This window comes from Cupriavidus taiwanensis (genome assembly GCF_900250115.1).
GTDB lineage: Bacteria > Pseudomonadota > Gammaproteobacteria > Burkholderiales > Burkholderiaceae > Cupriavidus > Cupriavidus taiwanensis_B.
The window spans coordinates 270,132-286,439 of record NZ_LT984805.1 but is presented as its reverse complement, the minus strand read 5'-3'; the positions used below and the strand labels follow the sequence as shown (position 1 = coordinate 286,439).

9 protein-coding genes are annotated in these 16,308 nt (G+C 61.3%); 2 read left to right on the top strand and 7 right to left on the bottom strand.

Annotated features, from left to right (window positions below; all coding sequences use genetic code 11):
- Nucleotides 1–927: 927 nt before the first annotated feature.
- The 5 genes from CBM2586_RS30425 to CBM2586_RS30405 all read right to left on the bottom strand — a co-directional run bounded on the left by CBM2586_RS30425 (nt 928) and on the right by CBM2586_RS30405 (nt 10,139).
- Nucleotides 928–2,778, bottom strand: coding sequence for a phage integrase family protein (locus CBM2586_RS30425; protein ID WP_012354632.1), 1,851 nt, complete (start codon nt 2,776–2,778; stop codon nt 928–930).
- A gap of 384 nt (nt 2,779–3,162) precedes the next feature.
- Nucleotides 3,163–3,522: a hypothetical protein gene (locus CBM2586_RS30420; RefSeq protein ID WP_012354631.1), complete on the bottom strand. Its 360-nt coding sequence runs from the start codon at nt 3,520–3,522 to the stop codon at nt 3,163–3,165.
- 1,312 nt (nt 3,523–4,834) lie between these two features.
- Complete coding sequence (gene istB / locus CBM2586_RS30415) at nt 4,835–5,656, bottom strand: IS21-like element helper ATPase IstB (RefSeq protein WP_012354629.1); 822 nt, start codon at nt 5,654–5,656, stop codon at nt 4,835–4,837.
- Complete coding sequence (gene istA, locus CBM2586_RS30410) at nt 5,653–7,149, bottom strand: IS21 family transposase (RefSeq protein WP_012354628.1); 1,497 nt, start codon at nt 7,147–7,149, stop codon at nt 5,653–5,655. Before istA ends, istB begins: the two co-directional genes overlap by 4 nt.
- A 2,039-nt stretch (nt 7,150–9,188) precedes the next feature.
- Entirely contained in the window at nt 9,189–10,139 is a 951-nt protein-coding gene (locus CBM2586_RS30405) for an aldose 1-epimerase (protein WP_012354627.1), read from the bottom strand.
- Nucleotides 10,140–11,482: 1,343 nt separating this feature from the next.
- On the opposite strand from CBM2586_RS30405, the gene CBM2586_RS30400 reads away from it, so the two are divergent.
- On the top strand, nt 11,483–12,115 hold the full coding sequence (locus CBM2586_RS30400) for a response regulator (RefSeq protein WP_012354626.1): 633 nt from the start codon (nt 11,483–11,485) through the stop codon (nt 12,113–12,115).
- A 77-nt stretch (nt 12,116–12,192) separates the two neighbouring features.
- Nucleotides 12,193–13,155 (top strand): IS5 family transposase, encoded by a 963-nt coding sequence (locus CBM2586_RS30395; RefSeq protein WP_012354594.1) that lies wholly within the window; start codon nt 12,193–12,195, stop codon nt 13,153–13,155.
- 195 nt (nt 13,156–13,350) lie between these two features.
- On the opposite strand, the gene CBM2586_RS30390 is transcribed toward CBM2586_RS30395, so the two are convergent.
- The gene (locus CBM2586_RS30390) at nt 13,351–15,177 is read right to left on the bottom strand and encodes a sensor histidine kinase (protein ID WP_012354625.1); all 1,827 of its coding nucleotides are present in this window, start codon (nt 15,175–15,177) and stop codon (nt 13,351–13,353) included.
- Nucleotides 15,177–16,193, bottom strand: coding sequence for an ABC transporter substrate-binding protein (locus CBM2586_RS30385; RefSeq protein ID WP_232348028.1), 1,017 nt, complete (start codon nt 16,191–16,193; stop codon nt 15,177–15,179). The genes CBM2586_RS30390 and CBM2586_RS30385 overlap by 1 nt, the downstream gene beginning before the upstream one ends.
- Nucleotides 16,194–16,308: the final 115 nt, after the last annotated feature.

The following is a 16,308-nucleotide window of genomic DNA, read 5'->3' as shown; positions in this document are numbered from 1 at the left end:
CGAAGCGATTTGTTCCATCACTGTATCCGTGCACGGGCTTTCCCGAGTCAACAAAGTCGTCGCTATGGCGGCTGCCAGAAGGAGCCACGGTCAGGCGCGGCGCCTCGCGCCGAAGCTGGGCTGGGCGCCGTGCGATCCATCCAGACTCTGTCCCGTCGGCAATGACCTGGCCGGCGGCAAGGTGACACGCGGGGGAACGCGCAAGAATCTGTCCCGACTTGGGACACCGGGATGGCTACTGCCGCAGCCGCGACCAGCGCTCTTTCGGGCGAGCGTCGCGGCCGTCCCCCGGGACGACATGGCCCTGCCCACCTACAGGTCGGCTTCGCACATTACACCGACGCTGGCGGCAGACCTATGTCGCGCGGCAACCAAGACTGTCCCGACTTGGGGCATTTGTTCAGCGGCGTCAAAAAAACGGGGCGTTCCGCCGCCGTACCCTTGGAGAGGCTGTCCCAAGTTGGGACAATGGCGATATGGTGCCGGCGCAGGCCGCTCGGTAAGCGGCGCCTATCAAGGACGCAACCTTCTCAAGTCGCTATGATGTGCTTGCGTTGCTCGGACTCGGAGAGCGGCGACTCTCCCCGGCGGCTGTCCCAACTCGGGACAGCCGCGCCCCGGATCGGCTTACCCGCGCGACGTGCCTACCAGCCAATTGGAATCTGAGGTCGCAATGACGTTGCTCGCGCCAATCGTTAGCCTTGACGTGGTGATGCTTCCGTGGGCATGGGATCAAATGGCCGGCTCGCCGATGTGGAATGCTGACCTTGGCGCCGCTATCCCAGAAGTCGCCACGGCCCGCCGTGACCACCCAGACGAATGAGGGGATACGCAGCAGCCAACAGCGGTCGCCGTGCAAGACGGCTGGTGCACACAAGCTGCGGCGTCCGCGCCAAGTCGGGGGGCATCCGTTCCCGGGGCAGCGCACTAACTGGGGAAGAGCTTCGACACCGCAGCGAGGCCGCGCGCGCGTTCCGCTCGGACATACAAAGAGGTCGTTTGCAGTGAGGCGTGCCCTAATAGCCGTTGGAGGACGTCCGCAGGCATCTCGTTGGCCACCGCATGAGTAGCAAACGTATGCCGCAGCGCGTGAGGCGCAGCCCGGCGCAACAGGTCCCGCTCTGGCTCGGTCATGGGGAGCGAGGCGTCGTCGGCGATGCGCTGCAGCGTCGCCGTCAATAGCTGGTACAGGCCATCCGGTGAGAAGCCCTTGCCAGTGAGGACCGATTCGCCGTCCGTCAAGCTGAGATGCTTCGCCTGGGCAGTACGTGTCGACGGCACCACCACCGGGGAGAGCAACGCCAACGCCTGATCGGCGTTCTCGAAATCGTGGCCGCGGTCGGCCCAGTGCGCGCGCAACGCGTCGATGGCGCGCGCCGGCAGGAACACGGTGCGCCATTTGCTGCGTTTGCCGAGCAGCGCCAGTTCCCACAGGCCAGCGGGGATGCCGGCTTGCTCCGGCACCGGCTGGAGGTGGCAGCGCTGCGCGCCGGCCGCCTCTTCGCGGCGTGCGCCACTGCAACCGAGCAGTAGCACGGCCGCGCGCGCCAGGCGGTACTGGGCACCGGGCGCGTCGGCATCCTTTGCGGTCAGCGGCGCGGTCACCGGTACTGCGGGCCATTTCGCACAGAGCTGGTCGAGGATGCCACCAGGCTGCACCAGTGCCGTCCATAGCTGCCCCGGCAAGGCCTTCTCGACCGCGATCGGCACCTCCCGGCGCGCCGTCAACGGATCCGGGACCAGCAGCCAAGGGTTGCCGCCCAGGTAGCGCACCCCCACGAGCCAGGCAAAGAAGCCACGCAGCACCAGTACCGCGTAGCGCTGGGATTCCGGCTTGAGGGCGCCGGCGAAGGGGCGCCAGCGGGCCGAGCTGCGGGGCGCCTTGGGGCCGACCCAGGACGGATCCGGCTGCGCCAGGAAATCCTTGTAGCGCTCGCAATCGTCGACGCCCACGCTCGACAGCGCGATGCGGCGCACGCCCACGCACCAGAGCAGGAAGCGCTCCAGCTCCTTCTGGTAGGCGCGCGCGGTCTTGTTGCGGTCGCGGAAGCGATACAGGTAGGCCTGGATGGCCTCGAGGTCGTTTCGCGCGGCAATCAGGCAGGAACCTGGCGCCCGGTTGCGGCCCTCGCTGCCGTCGAACATCGCCACGACCCGTCCCATCTGCTCCAGCGGCACCAGCTTGCGCGCGAGATCCGGGCCCAGCTCGACCAACGCTGCCTGCGGCGTGTCGTCGACGACCGCGAGCGGCCCCAGCGTCGCCGCCTGGGACTGCAGCCAGCGCTCGATCGCGCGCGCCTTGCCGGCCCCGAGCCGCGGCACCGGCAGGTACCAGCGCCGGCCCCGCAGCGCGATGTAGGCGTGCAGTTGCCCGAGCGTCTGGATGTGCTCGTGCCGCAGCGCCCGGAACACGATCGGACGCAGCCAGGCCGACACCGGGTCGTCGGGCTGCGGCGCGGAAAAGTCCTGATCGGCGGCACGCACCAGATAGTCGATGGCCGATTTCGGCCAGCTGTTGAAGCGGCGCGCGTCCGCCAGGCTCGCCGACAGGTACGGGTTGCTCAGGCAGACGCGCTCGACCAGGTGATCGCGCATGGCATCGAGCCGGGCTTCGAGTTGCGCCGCGGTGTCGATGCCGGCGGCGTGCAGCGCCTCTTCGTCATAGACGCGCGCCAGGATCTGTTCGGTCGGGATGCGGTTGAGCCGGAAGCGCAGCGCCGTGAAGTCGGCGCGGGTATAACGCGGGGTGTCGGCAGCGACGAGGTTATGTTGGGCCATGGCAGGGAAGAGAACGGCAGCAAGCCTATCTTACCTGATAATAATGGCGGGATGACGCTTTCCGCGCGGCGCGCGCGAGGATGAATGACAGTCGGGAAGGGGTATTCAGGTGGCGTCGCAGGCGGGGCAGCGACGCCATTTTCGGCTACACTGTGAGAATCGCCGCACACGTGGCGGATCTCAAGCGGTGTCAGCGCCGCGTGTCTGCGGGCCTTGTGGCTCTGCGGGCCTTGTGGCGCCGGTTCCGGCACCTCCGCCATCCCCGGTTTTCCCAAGTGCCGCCTCAGAAACCCGGTAAATCCCGTAAAAATTCAAGCCTGATAATGTGGGTTATCAGGTAAGGCCATCCACCGGTTCTTACGTCACTTTCACAGCGCACGCCGCTCACACACCTGAAGTTGTCTCCGCTTGCACCTGAAGTTGTAGCTGCGGACGGCCATGATGCATTCGCGCGGACCGGGCGATAGCGGAGAAGGGCGAACCATAATCCCATGATAGCTGCTCGGGGCGATTCGCTCGCGGCCAGCCATAGATACGACCGTCCGGATGCGGCGCCAGGCAACGTTCGGTCAGCAGGCGGTACACCTGGCCACGGCTGATGCCCGCCTTCTCGCGAATATGCTTGCCATCGGCACCATTCAAATAGAGCCGAACCGCGCTGACGCGGGCAAGAAAGGTCACGCGCTGAGGCTCTGGCAGGGCTTGCTCATCGACCGTGGGCCACGTGGCCAGATTGATCTCCACTTCCGACTCTGCCGCAGTACTTCGGGCCCGTAGATGTATTCTGGCGCGCACCCTACGGCCCTCCCATCCCGCTCCAACAAGACACAACATTAGGTGAAACGGCGGCAGCGATTACAACTTTCGGTGCGGAAGGGCACAGACGCGCTCAGGTAGAGTGTCGCGCAACGCACTGATTCGGGGGATTTCCTGCCAAGTGGGATAGGGGAGGGTTACAACATATAGGTGTGCAAGCCGCGCCTGCCGCATTGCTTTGTCAGCATGCGGGGCCGCCGTCCATTCGCCGGCATCGCCGCCGCGAAGTCGAGCCAGCCGCTGGGCATGAGGCGCGCCAGCCAGCCGCTGTCACGCCACGATGTGTTGGGCGCCGCATGGCAGGCAAGCCAGTGTCGCGTCGCGGGATCGGCATGGTCCGCGCCGCACAGCCGACAATCGGCTTGCACGGGTTCAGTAAGCTGTCCCACGGTCCCGGCCGGCGGCGAGCGATCGGGCCAACGCCGTTGTTCAATGCCCGGTTCGGCCGCACGTCCCCACAGCAGCTCGATGAATGCCTACCGCGCGCGGCGACTGCTGCCGATCCACGCGCTGATCGCCAACGGATCGCACGCGTCGATGAACCGGAACCGGGCCACCCACCTCGCGCCGTCGGGAGCCAGATGGCGGCGCACGTGGCGGGCGAGCGCCCCACCGTCGTGGTCGGCAGCGACGGCCAATACGACGGCTTCCCTCGCTCGGGTTGCCAAGTGGCGGTGGCGCGTGATCGCGAGCTGGCGTTAGCCATCGATTGGCCGGTCAGCCGCTCCGCATGCCGTTGCCTGAAACGGCGCGCCGCAGTGCAGCGGTCCAGCATCTGGCAAGTCACGGCGACGTCGAGGCGCTGATTCGGTATGCGGAAACGGCGCCCGGCGGTCTCGTTCCCATATCTGTGTTGTCGCCGCTCGCGGCGACGGCGTTCGTGCAGACGACTGCAAACCGGGGGGAGAGCGAAGCACGCGGACCGTAATCCTAGATAGCGGCTCGGGACGTTTCGCCAACTGCCTGAATTCGTCCGTCGTGCAAACGCGCGACAAAGGCGCCGACAGCTTCTCGGTAAACCCAGAACCTGGTGCCGCGCTCTAGCCCGCCGAGCAGTCACCGCCTGTGGAGGGCGCCGGGCGGGGCGAGGGCGGCAGCGCCCGTCCAGCCTTGAGCGTGCCATTGCGAGACAATGCCACGCGGCGTTGACGGTGCCGCATGGCGCGATGTAGAGCGTCAACTACTTTGGCCGGTCAAACGACAATTATCTTGGCCTGTCGGCTGGGGTAATTGTCGCTCGTCAGGTCGTCATTGTTGTCGCTCCTTCCGGTTCGGTTTCGGGTAATTGACGCCGCCGCGCACGCTTGTTGTCGCTGGCGTTGCGGCGCCGGTAGCTTTCGACGTTCAGCTCGAAGATCGTCGAGTGATGGACCAGGCGGTCGATGGCGGCCACCGTCATCGACGGATCGGGGAACACATCGTTCCAGCCCGAGAACGGCTGATTGGCCGTGATCAGAAGACTTCGCCGCTCGTATCTCTCTGCGATCAGCTCGAACAGCACGCTCGTCTCCGCCTGGTCCTTGCGCACGTACGACAGGTCATCGAGGATGATCAGGTCGAAGCGGTCCAGCTTGCCGAGCATCGACGGCAACTGCAGGCTTTGGCGGGCCACCTGCAGCTTCTGCACGATCTCGCTGGTGCGCGTGAACAGCACGCGGTAGCCGGCATCAATCAGGGCGTGACCGATGCCGGAGCCGAGATGCGTCTTGCCGCCGCCCGGCGGCCCGAACAGCAGGATCGTGGCGCCTTTCTCTAGCCATGAGTCGCCGGTCGCGAGCGCCATCACGTGGGCCTTCGAGACCATCGGCACCATGCCGAAGTCGAAGCTGTCGAGCGTCTTGGTCGGATCAAGGTGCGATTCGATGCGATGTCGTTCGATGCGCCGTTTGACCCGCTCGGCGAGTTCGTGCTCGAGCAGTGCGCCAAGCAACCGCGCGGCCTGCCAGCCCTCTTTGTCAGAGCGCTGTGCAAACTCGGGCCATAGTCGGCCGATCGTCGGCAACCGCAGTTCGTTGAGCATCAGGCCCAGGCGCGCGGCATCGTAGGTTGCAGGCATGTTCATGCTGTCACCTCCGCGTCGAGCAACGTGTCATAGAGCGACGCCGCTGGCGTCTCGACGACTACCTCCGGACACTGCGCTTGCCGCGGTGCGAACTCGCTGCGCAGTTGTTCGAGGTCCGGTAATTCGCCCGCAGTCAGCAAGGCCTCGAGCCGGGCGGCAAGGACGACCTCGACGCCGTGGTTCGCGGCGAGATCGAGCAAACCGACCATGGTCTTGCAGGCATCGCGCTGCGTCATCCGGGCTTCGAGCTGTTCCCAGGCCCGGCGGTACGCTTCGCGTGGGAACAGGTCGTCGCGGAACGCCAACCCCTTGAACGCCTGGGGCTTGCGCTTGAGCTCGTCCACGAAGTGCCGGTAGTCAAGCGCGCGACGACGGCTGTTAGCGGCATGAGACCCACGCGCGGTGCTGTGCACCAAGGCCCCCGACAGATAGCAGTCGATCCGATCGGGGTAGATCCGCACCTTCAGCCTGTGGCCGATCAGGCGCGACGGCGCGCTGTAGAGGATGCCGCGCACCGTGAAGGTGCCGCAGCGCGTCACGCGTGCCTCCTCCTCGACGAAGTCGGTAGTGCGCCGCAGCGGCAGATCCTGCAAATGTTCACGCTCGACGTTGAACGCGGCGGCGTTGCGGCGGTTGCGCCGCATCACGACCTCGCGCACGAAGTCCTCGTAAGCGGTGCGATCTGCGAAGTCGCGATGGCCGCGCAGCATGAGAGCCTGGTCGACGGCTTCCTTCAGATGGCGATGAGACGACTCAACGCTGCCGTTCTCGTGAGCCACGCCGACGTTGTTGCGTGTGCCCGTCATGCCGTAATGCTCGAGCAGCGCGGCGTAGCGGGCCGTGAAGTCCTCTTGTTGCTGCAGGTTCTTGAACGCAGCCGACAGGCTGTCAGTGCGATGTTCGCGCGGGCAGCCGCCGGCCTGCCAGAGCGCATTCTGCAAGCCGTTAGACAAGGCTTCGAAGCTCTCGCCGCCTTCGACGACGCCAGCGTATTCCCAGTGCGAGAACGCAAGCACGAAGTGATACAGCCTGTGCCCGAACGGCGCGCCGGCGACGGTCACGTGCAGATCGCGCATGTCGGTGAAGTCCGACAGGCCCTGCACGCCGGGCAGGTGTTCCTGCGGGAAGAAGATCTCCTTGCTGGGGCCCTCGATCGCGCGCCACTGGCTAACGCGCCGTTCCAGCATGCGTCGCATGCTGTCGGGGAACCGATCGGGATGAGCCTCCTGCAGCTTGGCCAGCAACGTGACTGCCTTGAGCCGGGGCGAGAGGCGCAGCAGCGGCACGATCTCGCTGTCCCCATCAGCAAACGGATCGGAACGAGTGCGCCACGTGCGTGGCGTCTTCTGCGACGGCAGATGGTCGCGGTGCTCGATTCGCCGCGCTGTGCGGACGCTCATGCCGGCCATTGCCGCTGCAACTTCCTGGGTGTGATGTTTGCGCTTGTTCATGAAGAGGCGGACCTGCTGGTCCGTAATGTGGATCCCGGACATGGCTGTTCGCTTCTTCTTGAAGGCAATCAGCCATCCTAAAACCCCCTCCGCCCGGCGCCGCCGGTGGGCAGTGTCTCCGGCGGCTACGCCGCCTCCGCCACTGCCCCACCGGCAAAGATAATCGTCATCAAACCGGCCAAGATAATTGTCGCCGTCTAGCGCGATAACCGCAGGCCGGGCATTGGCTCCAATAACCGGCTCAACGACGCAGGCAGCGTGACGGCGCCTGGTACCCCAACGGCCACAGAGCGGGCCGGTCGCGAACTCGCTAGCGTCGGCGCATGCAAGCCGCCGTCCGCAAGCGTATCGCGGACGCGGCGCTCCGCCAGCGCTCAAAGCCAGGCGTGGGGTCCAATAGCGTCGGCCTGCGACCGCCTCCGAATACGAGAGGTACGTGAGGGCATCGAGCCACACCACTAACGGATTCATCGCACTATGTCCGCCGGCACCATGCGAGGGCGGTGGCACAACTCGGGGGCAAAAAGCGCAGCCGATCGCAAGCCGCAGCTGCCAGCCGGCCGTCAGGACCCGACAACGTCATCGGAAATGCCCGGCCGCAGCGACACTCCGCACGCTGGGCTCCGCGTGGATCGGACAGTGCTGCAGCCAGCGCAGCGCAAATAAGTCTGCAGCCAGCCAGAGGGGACAGACTCTGGCTACGGCGCCGAAGAGGGCGGGCCGCAGGCCAGCCCTCGCTTCTTCGAGCGTTGACCATTGGAATGCCCACTAACGCCGCGAGTCGCTCCCGATCAAGGCGGGCCGGTGCCGGCCGTGGTGATCCCAGTCCGCCGCATGAGCGTAAGCTGGCATGCCCAAAGCCCATTGAGTGCGCTGACCCCGTGCAGGGTGTGGCTCATCTAGGACACATAGGGCAGGATGCTGTCGCGACGCCAGGTTAAACACGGGGTTCCATCACATCTGCATCGCGCTGCGTTCATTGTGCTGTCGTGCCGCAGTGGCCGACACTATCGCCATCAAGATGCGATGACCGGCATGCCTTGACCAACTGCCGCCACGCATTCAGTGATGTCGCTTCCTCAACGCCCGCGCCGCGGCCAAGCGTAGCAGTACGTGGCGGCAGACATGGCGCACCGTCTTTATCGGAAAATTGACTGGCCAGGCAATAACCCACCGGCAGGCAATCGGTCATGGCATGCATCAGCGCGGTCGCCCTGTCGCAAACCGGAATCCCTGTGCACAACGCACCGGCGGATGGCTTGCCGTGAACGACAGGCCAAAGCCCGTCGGCCACTCGCTGCCGAGCCACAACCATTCTCGCTGCGACATCCTGTGGACTCCGTCGATGACGCGGATCACAAAGCGCCCGCCATCGTGGCTGGCCGACTCGATCCAGCCTTCCAGCAACGTGTGGTGCCGCGTTTTCCAGACTCAGTGGATGAACCACGGATACAATGTGTTGAATCTTCACGGCGCATGCAAGCGGCCGCCTTCAAGCGCGTCTCGGACGGGCCGCTCCGCCAGCGCCCCCAAGCTGAAATTATGCGCTCGCCGTTGCGGCGGTACAGCACGGCCGAAGGTAATAGAATCACTGACGGGCCAAGCCCGCAAAGAGCGATAAGGAAGGATCGCCGCCTCGCGAACGAGGTCCTGGGATCCGGAAACGACGAGCCGACCGTATTCGCAGCACATCGTGAACCTACTTACAGGTCAATGCGAACGCCATTCACCCCGGGTTCTTCCAAGCATAGGCCCATGAAAAAACCGCCTATTGCGGTAAGCAGCCCTGCACTGGGCAGATTCGCCGTGTCCCCGAGACTTCCGGCTGGACCATGGGCACTTAGTTGTGTCCCCATGTGGTTACTAACTTGGAGTCTTAAGCTTAAGTAGTATCAGACCACCGCGCGAAATCCGGGGGTGATGGACGACGTTGAAAGTCAACGGCACGATTCCCATGATCGAAAGGAGCGGTGTCGGAGTTTTCAACCTAGCGACAGACTGATGCGCTAGGAAAGCAACAGAATGATTGAACACGAACGCACAAGGAGCAATTTCCGGCAAGGCGACTTGAAGTACGTTTATCACGTCGGTGCCACTTCATCGTCTGAGCGAACTTTGGCCAACGCGAGGAGATCTGACGTGACGCGCAACCGGCACACCGCGCTTTCCTTCTGGCCGGGCTCGATCCAGCGCAGGCCGAGGCCGTGGTGGATCGCATCGGGCAGGCCCACCCACGGCTCCACGCAATAGAAGTCGGCGGTCTCAGTCTCGGACCATGTGGTCACGGCATGCCATGGCGCGCTGCCGGGCTGGTTCAGTTCGAAGCGGATTTTGCGCCCAGGTATGGCCAGCGTGGCAGACGGGTTAGCGCGGAAGGCGTGGAGGGCGTCCTGCAACCGTGGGTCGTCGAGCCGGTATGTTGGCTCGCCCGGCTCCGCGCACATCGGGCTGCCATCCGACCGCTGGCGCAAGCGCTCGGTGCGCGGCAGTGCGAGCGATGCTGCGGCGCGCTGTGAGTGGGGCAAGGCGAAATAGAAGTGGTGACCGGGATAGCAGGGCAGGCACTGCGTGCCGGTATTGATGGTGCGCAGCGTGACTTCCAGGCCATCGGGCAGCAACGCGTAGATGGCTTCAAAAACGAAGGCGAATGGATAACCTGCGCGCGTTGCCCCACTGTCGCGCAGCGTCATTCTGATGGACGCGCGACCGTTGATGGCGCTAACCTCAAACGGAAGGTCGCGCGCAAAACCGTGCAGCGCGAGCGAATGCACTTTCCCTTGCGAATCACGCCACTGCCCCGGGTTGCCCTTGACAAAATGCCGGCCGGCAAACGGAAACAGCAGTGGATTGCCGCCGCGGACCTTGGCGGGGCAGCTCCAGTCAGCGGCGTCGGGCCAGTAAAGGATATCTTGCCCTCGGTGTACCCAGCGGACCAGGCGCCCACCATGTTGAGGTGCCAGCAGCAGATAGGAGTCGGCGTGGCCAATCCACACCAGCGGGTGACCCTGGAAGTCTTCGGTTGGCAGATGCATGGTTGTGGTGATGGGTGCGAAGGCCCCATGATAAGGCAGATGTCGCCGGCACACTGCCCCCATGCTGATTGAGCCCGCACATGCCTTGAGGAAGCGCGCAACGTGGCTGGCGATGCCCTGCGGCGCATAGCCCACAGCGATCAGGCACCACTCCTTCAGGTCCGACAGCGTGCTCAGCAAGCGGGGCGCTGGAGCGATCTCGTTGAACATAGCACAGCGTCATCCAGCAAAACACTCAGGGCACGTATGATTGCCGGGCTCAAGTAGTCCAGATCGAAAATCATGCTTCGCGCACTTCTGACACAGTCTTCCATCATGCGGTGCAATTCATCCCTTAGCCACGGATAGCGCGAGCTGGTGCTTCCGGAGGTGGGCGGGCTGCTAATGGGCACCACAGCGCGCTGCGGCGGCAGTCCGCCAGAGGGCAAGGGCCACGCGGGCCGCGCCGGAACTGCATCACCAGCGGTGCGGCGCTTATATGCCATCACCGCATCCGACGAATCGTGCCGTCTCGGCGGTACGAAAAAGTCCGCTGCTTCTCGAGCATTCTGCAGCGGGTATCTGAGAATTTTTCAGCGCTCACCTATCAGTGCTCTGTCCCTGCTTGAGCGCGCCTATAGCACTGCCGGCGATCTTCGGCACGCCGCTCACAAAGCTGGGTCACCCATGTAAAACCGTGGAGCGTGATTAAAAGAACTTTGAGCACGACAGCGCGTCTCCAGTGAGAGCCGGAGTGACGCATTCAAGGGGCGAGAACTCATTGTCGGCATGGCTATTGCTTAACTCGCGCGGTCTGCCGCTCGCTAAAAGTAGGAAGAGCCTGGCAACGCATTGGTTATCGATCGTCATACCGGCGGTGCACGACCGCCAAAGTGCTCCATGCGCGCGCCGTTTATTCACATTCAGTTTCCCCGCTTGCGACACATAACCAAATTTTTAAGTCACTTACTGTGCATTCAAAGACGACGTCCCTGCGGAAGGAGCCGCGCCGGTCATGTAGACGGGAAGCTCCTTTCGCCCCGGGAGTACAGCGAAGCTGCCGTTAGACTTGCGCGCACCTACTGGTGATCAAACCTTCCATCGGCGCTTTCTACAAGACGGCGCCCTAACGCAAGGCACGAATACGCGCCGCTAGAGTTCACATCCGGCGTGGCAAGGGGATGGCCTCTGTCGATCTATCGATGTATCCCATATCCGAACACCAGGGATATGGCGTACCATGTTCCTTCCTCCCCCAGCAACGGATGTCGGTGTTGATAATAGGGTTTTGAAAGACCAAGTATCGACACGATCGCAGTGCTGTTGCGGGCGCGTCAATTTATAGCCACCAATCCCTGTCAAGCATGATTCGAGTTCTTATTGCTGAAGACCACGCGATCGTCCGCAGTGGTCTAAAGCAAATTGTGGCGACCACGACAGATATCGTCGTCTCAGGCGAGGCCGCGGATGGCGCCGCTGCGTTGGAGCAATTGCGCACCGGAGAGTTCAACCTTCTCCTCTTGGACATGACTATGCCCGGTATCAGTGGCATCGACTTGATTCGGAGGGTTCGTCTCGAATGGCCGAGTCTCGTCATCCTGGTTCTCAGCATGCATAACGAAGCACAGGTCGCTTCAAGGGCCTTACGTGCCGGGGCATCTGGATATGTGACAAAGGATAGTGACCCGGAGATCCTCCTTGGGGCAATACGAAAGCTTGCCGCAGGGGGCAAGTTCATCGATCCGGCGTTGGTCGATGCCATGGTGTTTCACCAGAGGGGCACTGACGCGCCAGCACATGAAGTGCTGTCTGATCGGGAATTCCAAGTGCTGCAGCGGCTTGCTACAGGGCAAACCGTCAACGAGATCGCCGAGTCACTATCGCTAAGCGCTAAGACGATCAGCACCCACAAGATGCGGCTGATGCAAAAGCTGGGGCTTCAGAACAACGCCGAGCTTATTCGCTATGCAATTCGACATGGATTCACGCAGGAATGAGGTCTCTAAGGATGCTCTGCACAATTAGCCGGCGGATGTGCTTGCAATGAATCGTCGAGCCAGCGAGCATGTGGCGCATGAAACAAACTGACCTTGGACTGAACTTGTCGACCAAGCGCACCCGCAAGCGCGAATTCCTGGACGAGATGAACCGTGTGGTGCCATGGGCCGATCTGGTGATGCTGATCGCTCCGTACGCCCCGGAAGGCAAGCGCGGCCGTCCCCCGTTCGCGGTCGAGGCAATGCTGCGCATCCACTTCCTTCAGCAATGGTTCGGCCTGTCGGACCCGGCGATGGAAGAAGCGCTGCACGACGTGCCGCTGTATCGGGAGTTCGCCGGGCTGGACAACTGGACGGTGAGGCTGCCCGACGAGAGCACCATCCTGCGGTTCCGTCACCTGCTGGAGAAGCACAAGCTGGCCGCTCAGATCCTCGCGCTGGTCAACGACATCCTTCGCGACAAGGGATTGATGCTGCGCGCGGGCACGGTGGTGGACGCGACACTGATCAGCGCACCGAGTTCGACCAAGAATGGGTCGGGCGAACGCGACCCAGAGATGCACCAGAGCAAGAAAGGAAACCAGTGGTATTTCGGCATGAAAGCGCACATTGGCGTGGACGCCGAAAGCGGGCTGGTGCACACGGTGCGGGGCACGGCGGGCAAGGTCAACGACGTGGTTGAGGGCAACAGCCTGCTGCATGGAGAGGAAACCGACGCGTTCGGCGATGCGGGCTATCAGGGCGTGGAGAAGCGTCCGGACGCGCGGGCGGGCGTGAACTGGCACGTAGCGATGAAGCCAGGCAAACGTCGCGTCCTGGACCAAAGCAAACCACTTGGCGCGCTCGTCGATCAGGTCGAGCGAATCAAGGCGGGCATCCGGGCCAAGGTCGAGCATCCGTTCCGGGTCATCAAGCGGCAGTTCGGCTACACCAAGGTCCGCTATCGAGGGCTGAGGAAGAACACCGCGCAACTCATGACCTTGTTCGCACTGTCCAACTTGTGGATGGCGCGCGGCAAACTGCTGGCTGCCGGGGCATGAGCGCGTTTCTGGCTCACGCCGATGCCTCGCGCGCAGCCCGCGAATGCTGCTTCGCGCGTGCGAGATAGCTTCGCTCCGAGCTGATAGGTTGGCGTCGTGGCGCATTCAGCTTCCTGTTAAACGGCCAAGCACACTCGATTCGCGTTTGTGCAGAGTATCCCTAAGACTTCCAGGCGAATCATCTCGGATTCTCGATTAATGGGATTGAGGTTTTTCAAAGGTTTCCAGAAGTCGCAGTCTTATTAGGGTACCGCGATCTGGCTTGCTGTGAACTTCTAGCTGCGCGCCAATTAGGCGAGCGCGTTCCGCCATACCGTGTAATCCATATGAATATCCGGCGCGCGCAGAAACAACGTTGAATCCCTGCCCGTTGTCCCTGATGATCACTTCGATACCGGCGTCTGTATTGGCAAGTGTGACATCGACTTGGGAAGCTTTGGCGTGGCGGGCAACATTGGTAAGTGATTCTTGAACGATACGAAAAATTGCCGTCGCACGAGGGTCAGGAAGATTTGGTTCGGGGTGAGTGGATTGGAATCGACACGGAATCTTGGTGTGGCGGCTAAAGTCTGCAGCGAGCCATTCCAATGCGGACGCGAGACCATAGTTCAATGCTGTGGGTCGCAGGTGACTCACTACATTTCGCACAATGCGAATGGTTTGTTCAATCAATTCGCGCATCTCTTCAGCCTTCTGAATCACACCAGATCCCGTCGGCAATTGCATGCTTAATAAGGAGAGGTCCATTTTTAGGGCTGTTAAAAGCTGCCCTAGTTCATCGTGGATTTCCATGGCTATGCACTTCCTTTCCTCCTCCCGAATCGCTTCCTGATGCGCATGTAATTGTTGGAGACGCTCCCGGGATGCTAGCAATTCGAGTTCGGTCCATTTCCGCTCGCTCACCTCTAGCTCTAGCCTATCGCGCTGCAATTGCAAATCTTCCAAGGCATGCTTGCGGGCGGTCACATCGGTGAGCAATCCTTCGAGATAACGAAGGCTACCTTCGCTTCCCATTAGGCCGCGTGCATTCAATTGGACCCATATAGGTGTTCCATCAAGCCGACTCAACTGAAGTTCGAGGCCGCGAATTTCGCCATCGACGTTCAGGGTCTTGAACAAAGTCGCAGTTAGGCTGAGAGAAAAGGGGCTTTTTGGTCGACCATCGCTTTCTGCAGACACAGTCAAATCACACGCGTTGTCATAGCCAAGCAGTTGAGCCATCGCGGGATTGGCTTCGGCAAGATTTCCAGCTTGATCGAGGAGGAATATACCCTCGACAGCATTCTCCACGATGCTACGGTACTTTCTCTCGCTTTTTTGAAGAAGCAGTGTCGATGTACGAAGCTGATCGGCCATGTAATTGATTCGCACGGCGAGACGCCCGAGCTCGTCGCCAGATTTCACCTCGCATCTCGCATCAAGATCTCCACCAGAAATCTTATCGACCATCTTTTCGAGGCCATTGACGGGGCTGCGGACCATGCGCTTCAGGAGGAGGAAGCTAGCAGCGTAAAGCACTGCTAGGAGCGCTGCCATAATCGCAAAGATGGCCTGCCGGGCGCGGTTGATTGCCTCCTGAGCGACAGCCTTGGTTAGTACGACTCGAATTTCCCCGATTTTCTCTTTCGGTGCGTTTCCGGGCGGATCATATTCAATTGCTCGTACACGTACAACGCTTTCGCCGTCGTTTAAGTGACGGGAACCTTTTACAGTAGCTACCGTTCCGTAGCCTGCCGCGGTAACCGTAAACTCGGCAACTTCAGGGTTGGGTGCAAGCGCGGCGAGTTGGTTTTCGATTGCGCGAAGATCAACGTTCCATAAAGGCAGAACAAGCGATTGGCTGAAAAGGTCAGCAATTCTTGTGGCCCGGTCCCCTAGTGCGAGAAGTCGGCTGTTGCGCTCGTGTTCTACTAACATAGAAGCTGAAGTTCCGGCGACAGCTGCGACAAGCACGACAAGCGAAAGCATCAACTTGGTATGAAGATTTAGGGACCTCAGCGAAAATTTGGCACGCACACGCATCAGAGGCTTCTGGTCGTAGTTTTTAAAAGATGCTTAAGATCGAAATCATAGGAGCCTTCCCGTTGATTTAAATGCTTTGAATAGGGTCTAACGTCAAAGGCTTCGATTCGTCTAAAAACGACATCGGAAAAACGTCTGGCGTTCGTGCGCTCGATAATGCCAAGATAGTCGAGTTTTAGACGCGGCCCCCCATGTTTCGCAAAATCCTTGCCCCAGTGATAATCGTATAGCAGTACCATTGCCCAAGCACCGACAAAATAATCGCCTGCTACGATGCCCGCAAGGCCGCCATGAATCACGCTTTCAAGCGCTTCTTTCAAAGCTCCCATGCCGCCTACCAGAACATGGGCGTTGTTAAGCTTGACGGCATCAAGTGCACCCAGTGCCATAGTGTCATTGGCGGCCCACATGACATTGGCTTCGGGGTACCGTGCCAGCAGTACGCGAGCCTTTTGGTGGCTATCGGCTCGACTCCAGTCACTAAAAACCAACTGACAGATGCGCCCATTTGCCGTTTGATTCAGGAAGGTGGCGACCCCGGCAGCCCTTTCCAGCGAGACTGGTGTATTAGGATCCCCAGTTATTCCAATAACATTAACCTCTCGTCGGCCGAGTCGTTGATATAAAAACTCCATCAGGCGAAATCCGCCCAACTCGGCGTTCGCCGTTAATGTGCCGATCCAGTTCGAAATTTTTTCCCGTTCATTGCCGACGTACTGGCGCTGTTCGGACGTCAGATCGTTGTGAATAACTAATATTTTGGACGGTGAGTGAGCCAACACTTTAAGCATTTGTTGTGCGGCCATCTTCTCGTTGACAATGATTACGTAGTCTGGGGGAAAACTACGTCGGGCAACTTCCTCCGCCTGGCGCTGCATGAGTAAATGATCACGCTCTGCGTACAACACCTCCAGTTGCATATTAAACGTCGTTGCGGCCATGCCCATAAAACTGGACACCAATTGCCAATGTTGACCGGTGCCACGTTCAGCGGATTCGCCGGGGTTGAGAAACACAACGTGGGGCCGCCGTTCGAATGCATGTGTCGAATGTATCATGTTTACAAGCCCGGCATACGCTCCGGCGCGGAGCATCTCTCTGCGATTCATTTTCGAAATTTAGGTTCTATCA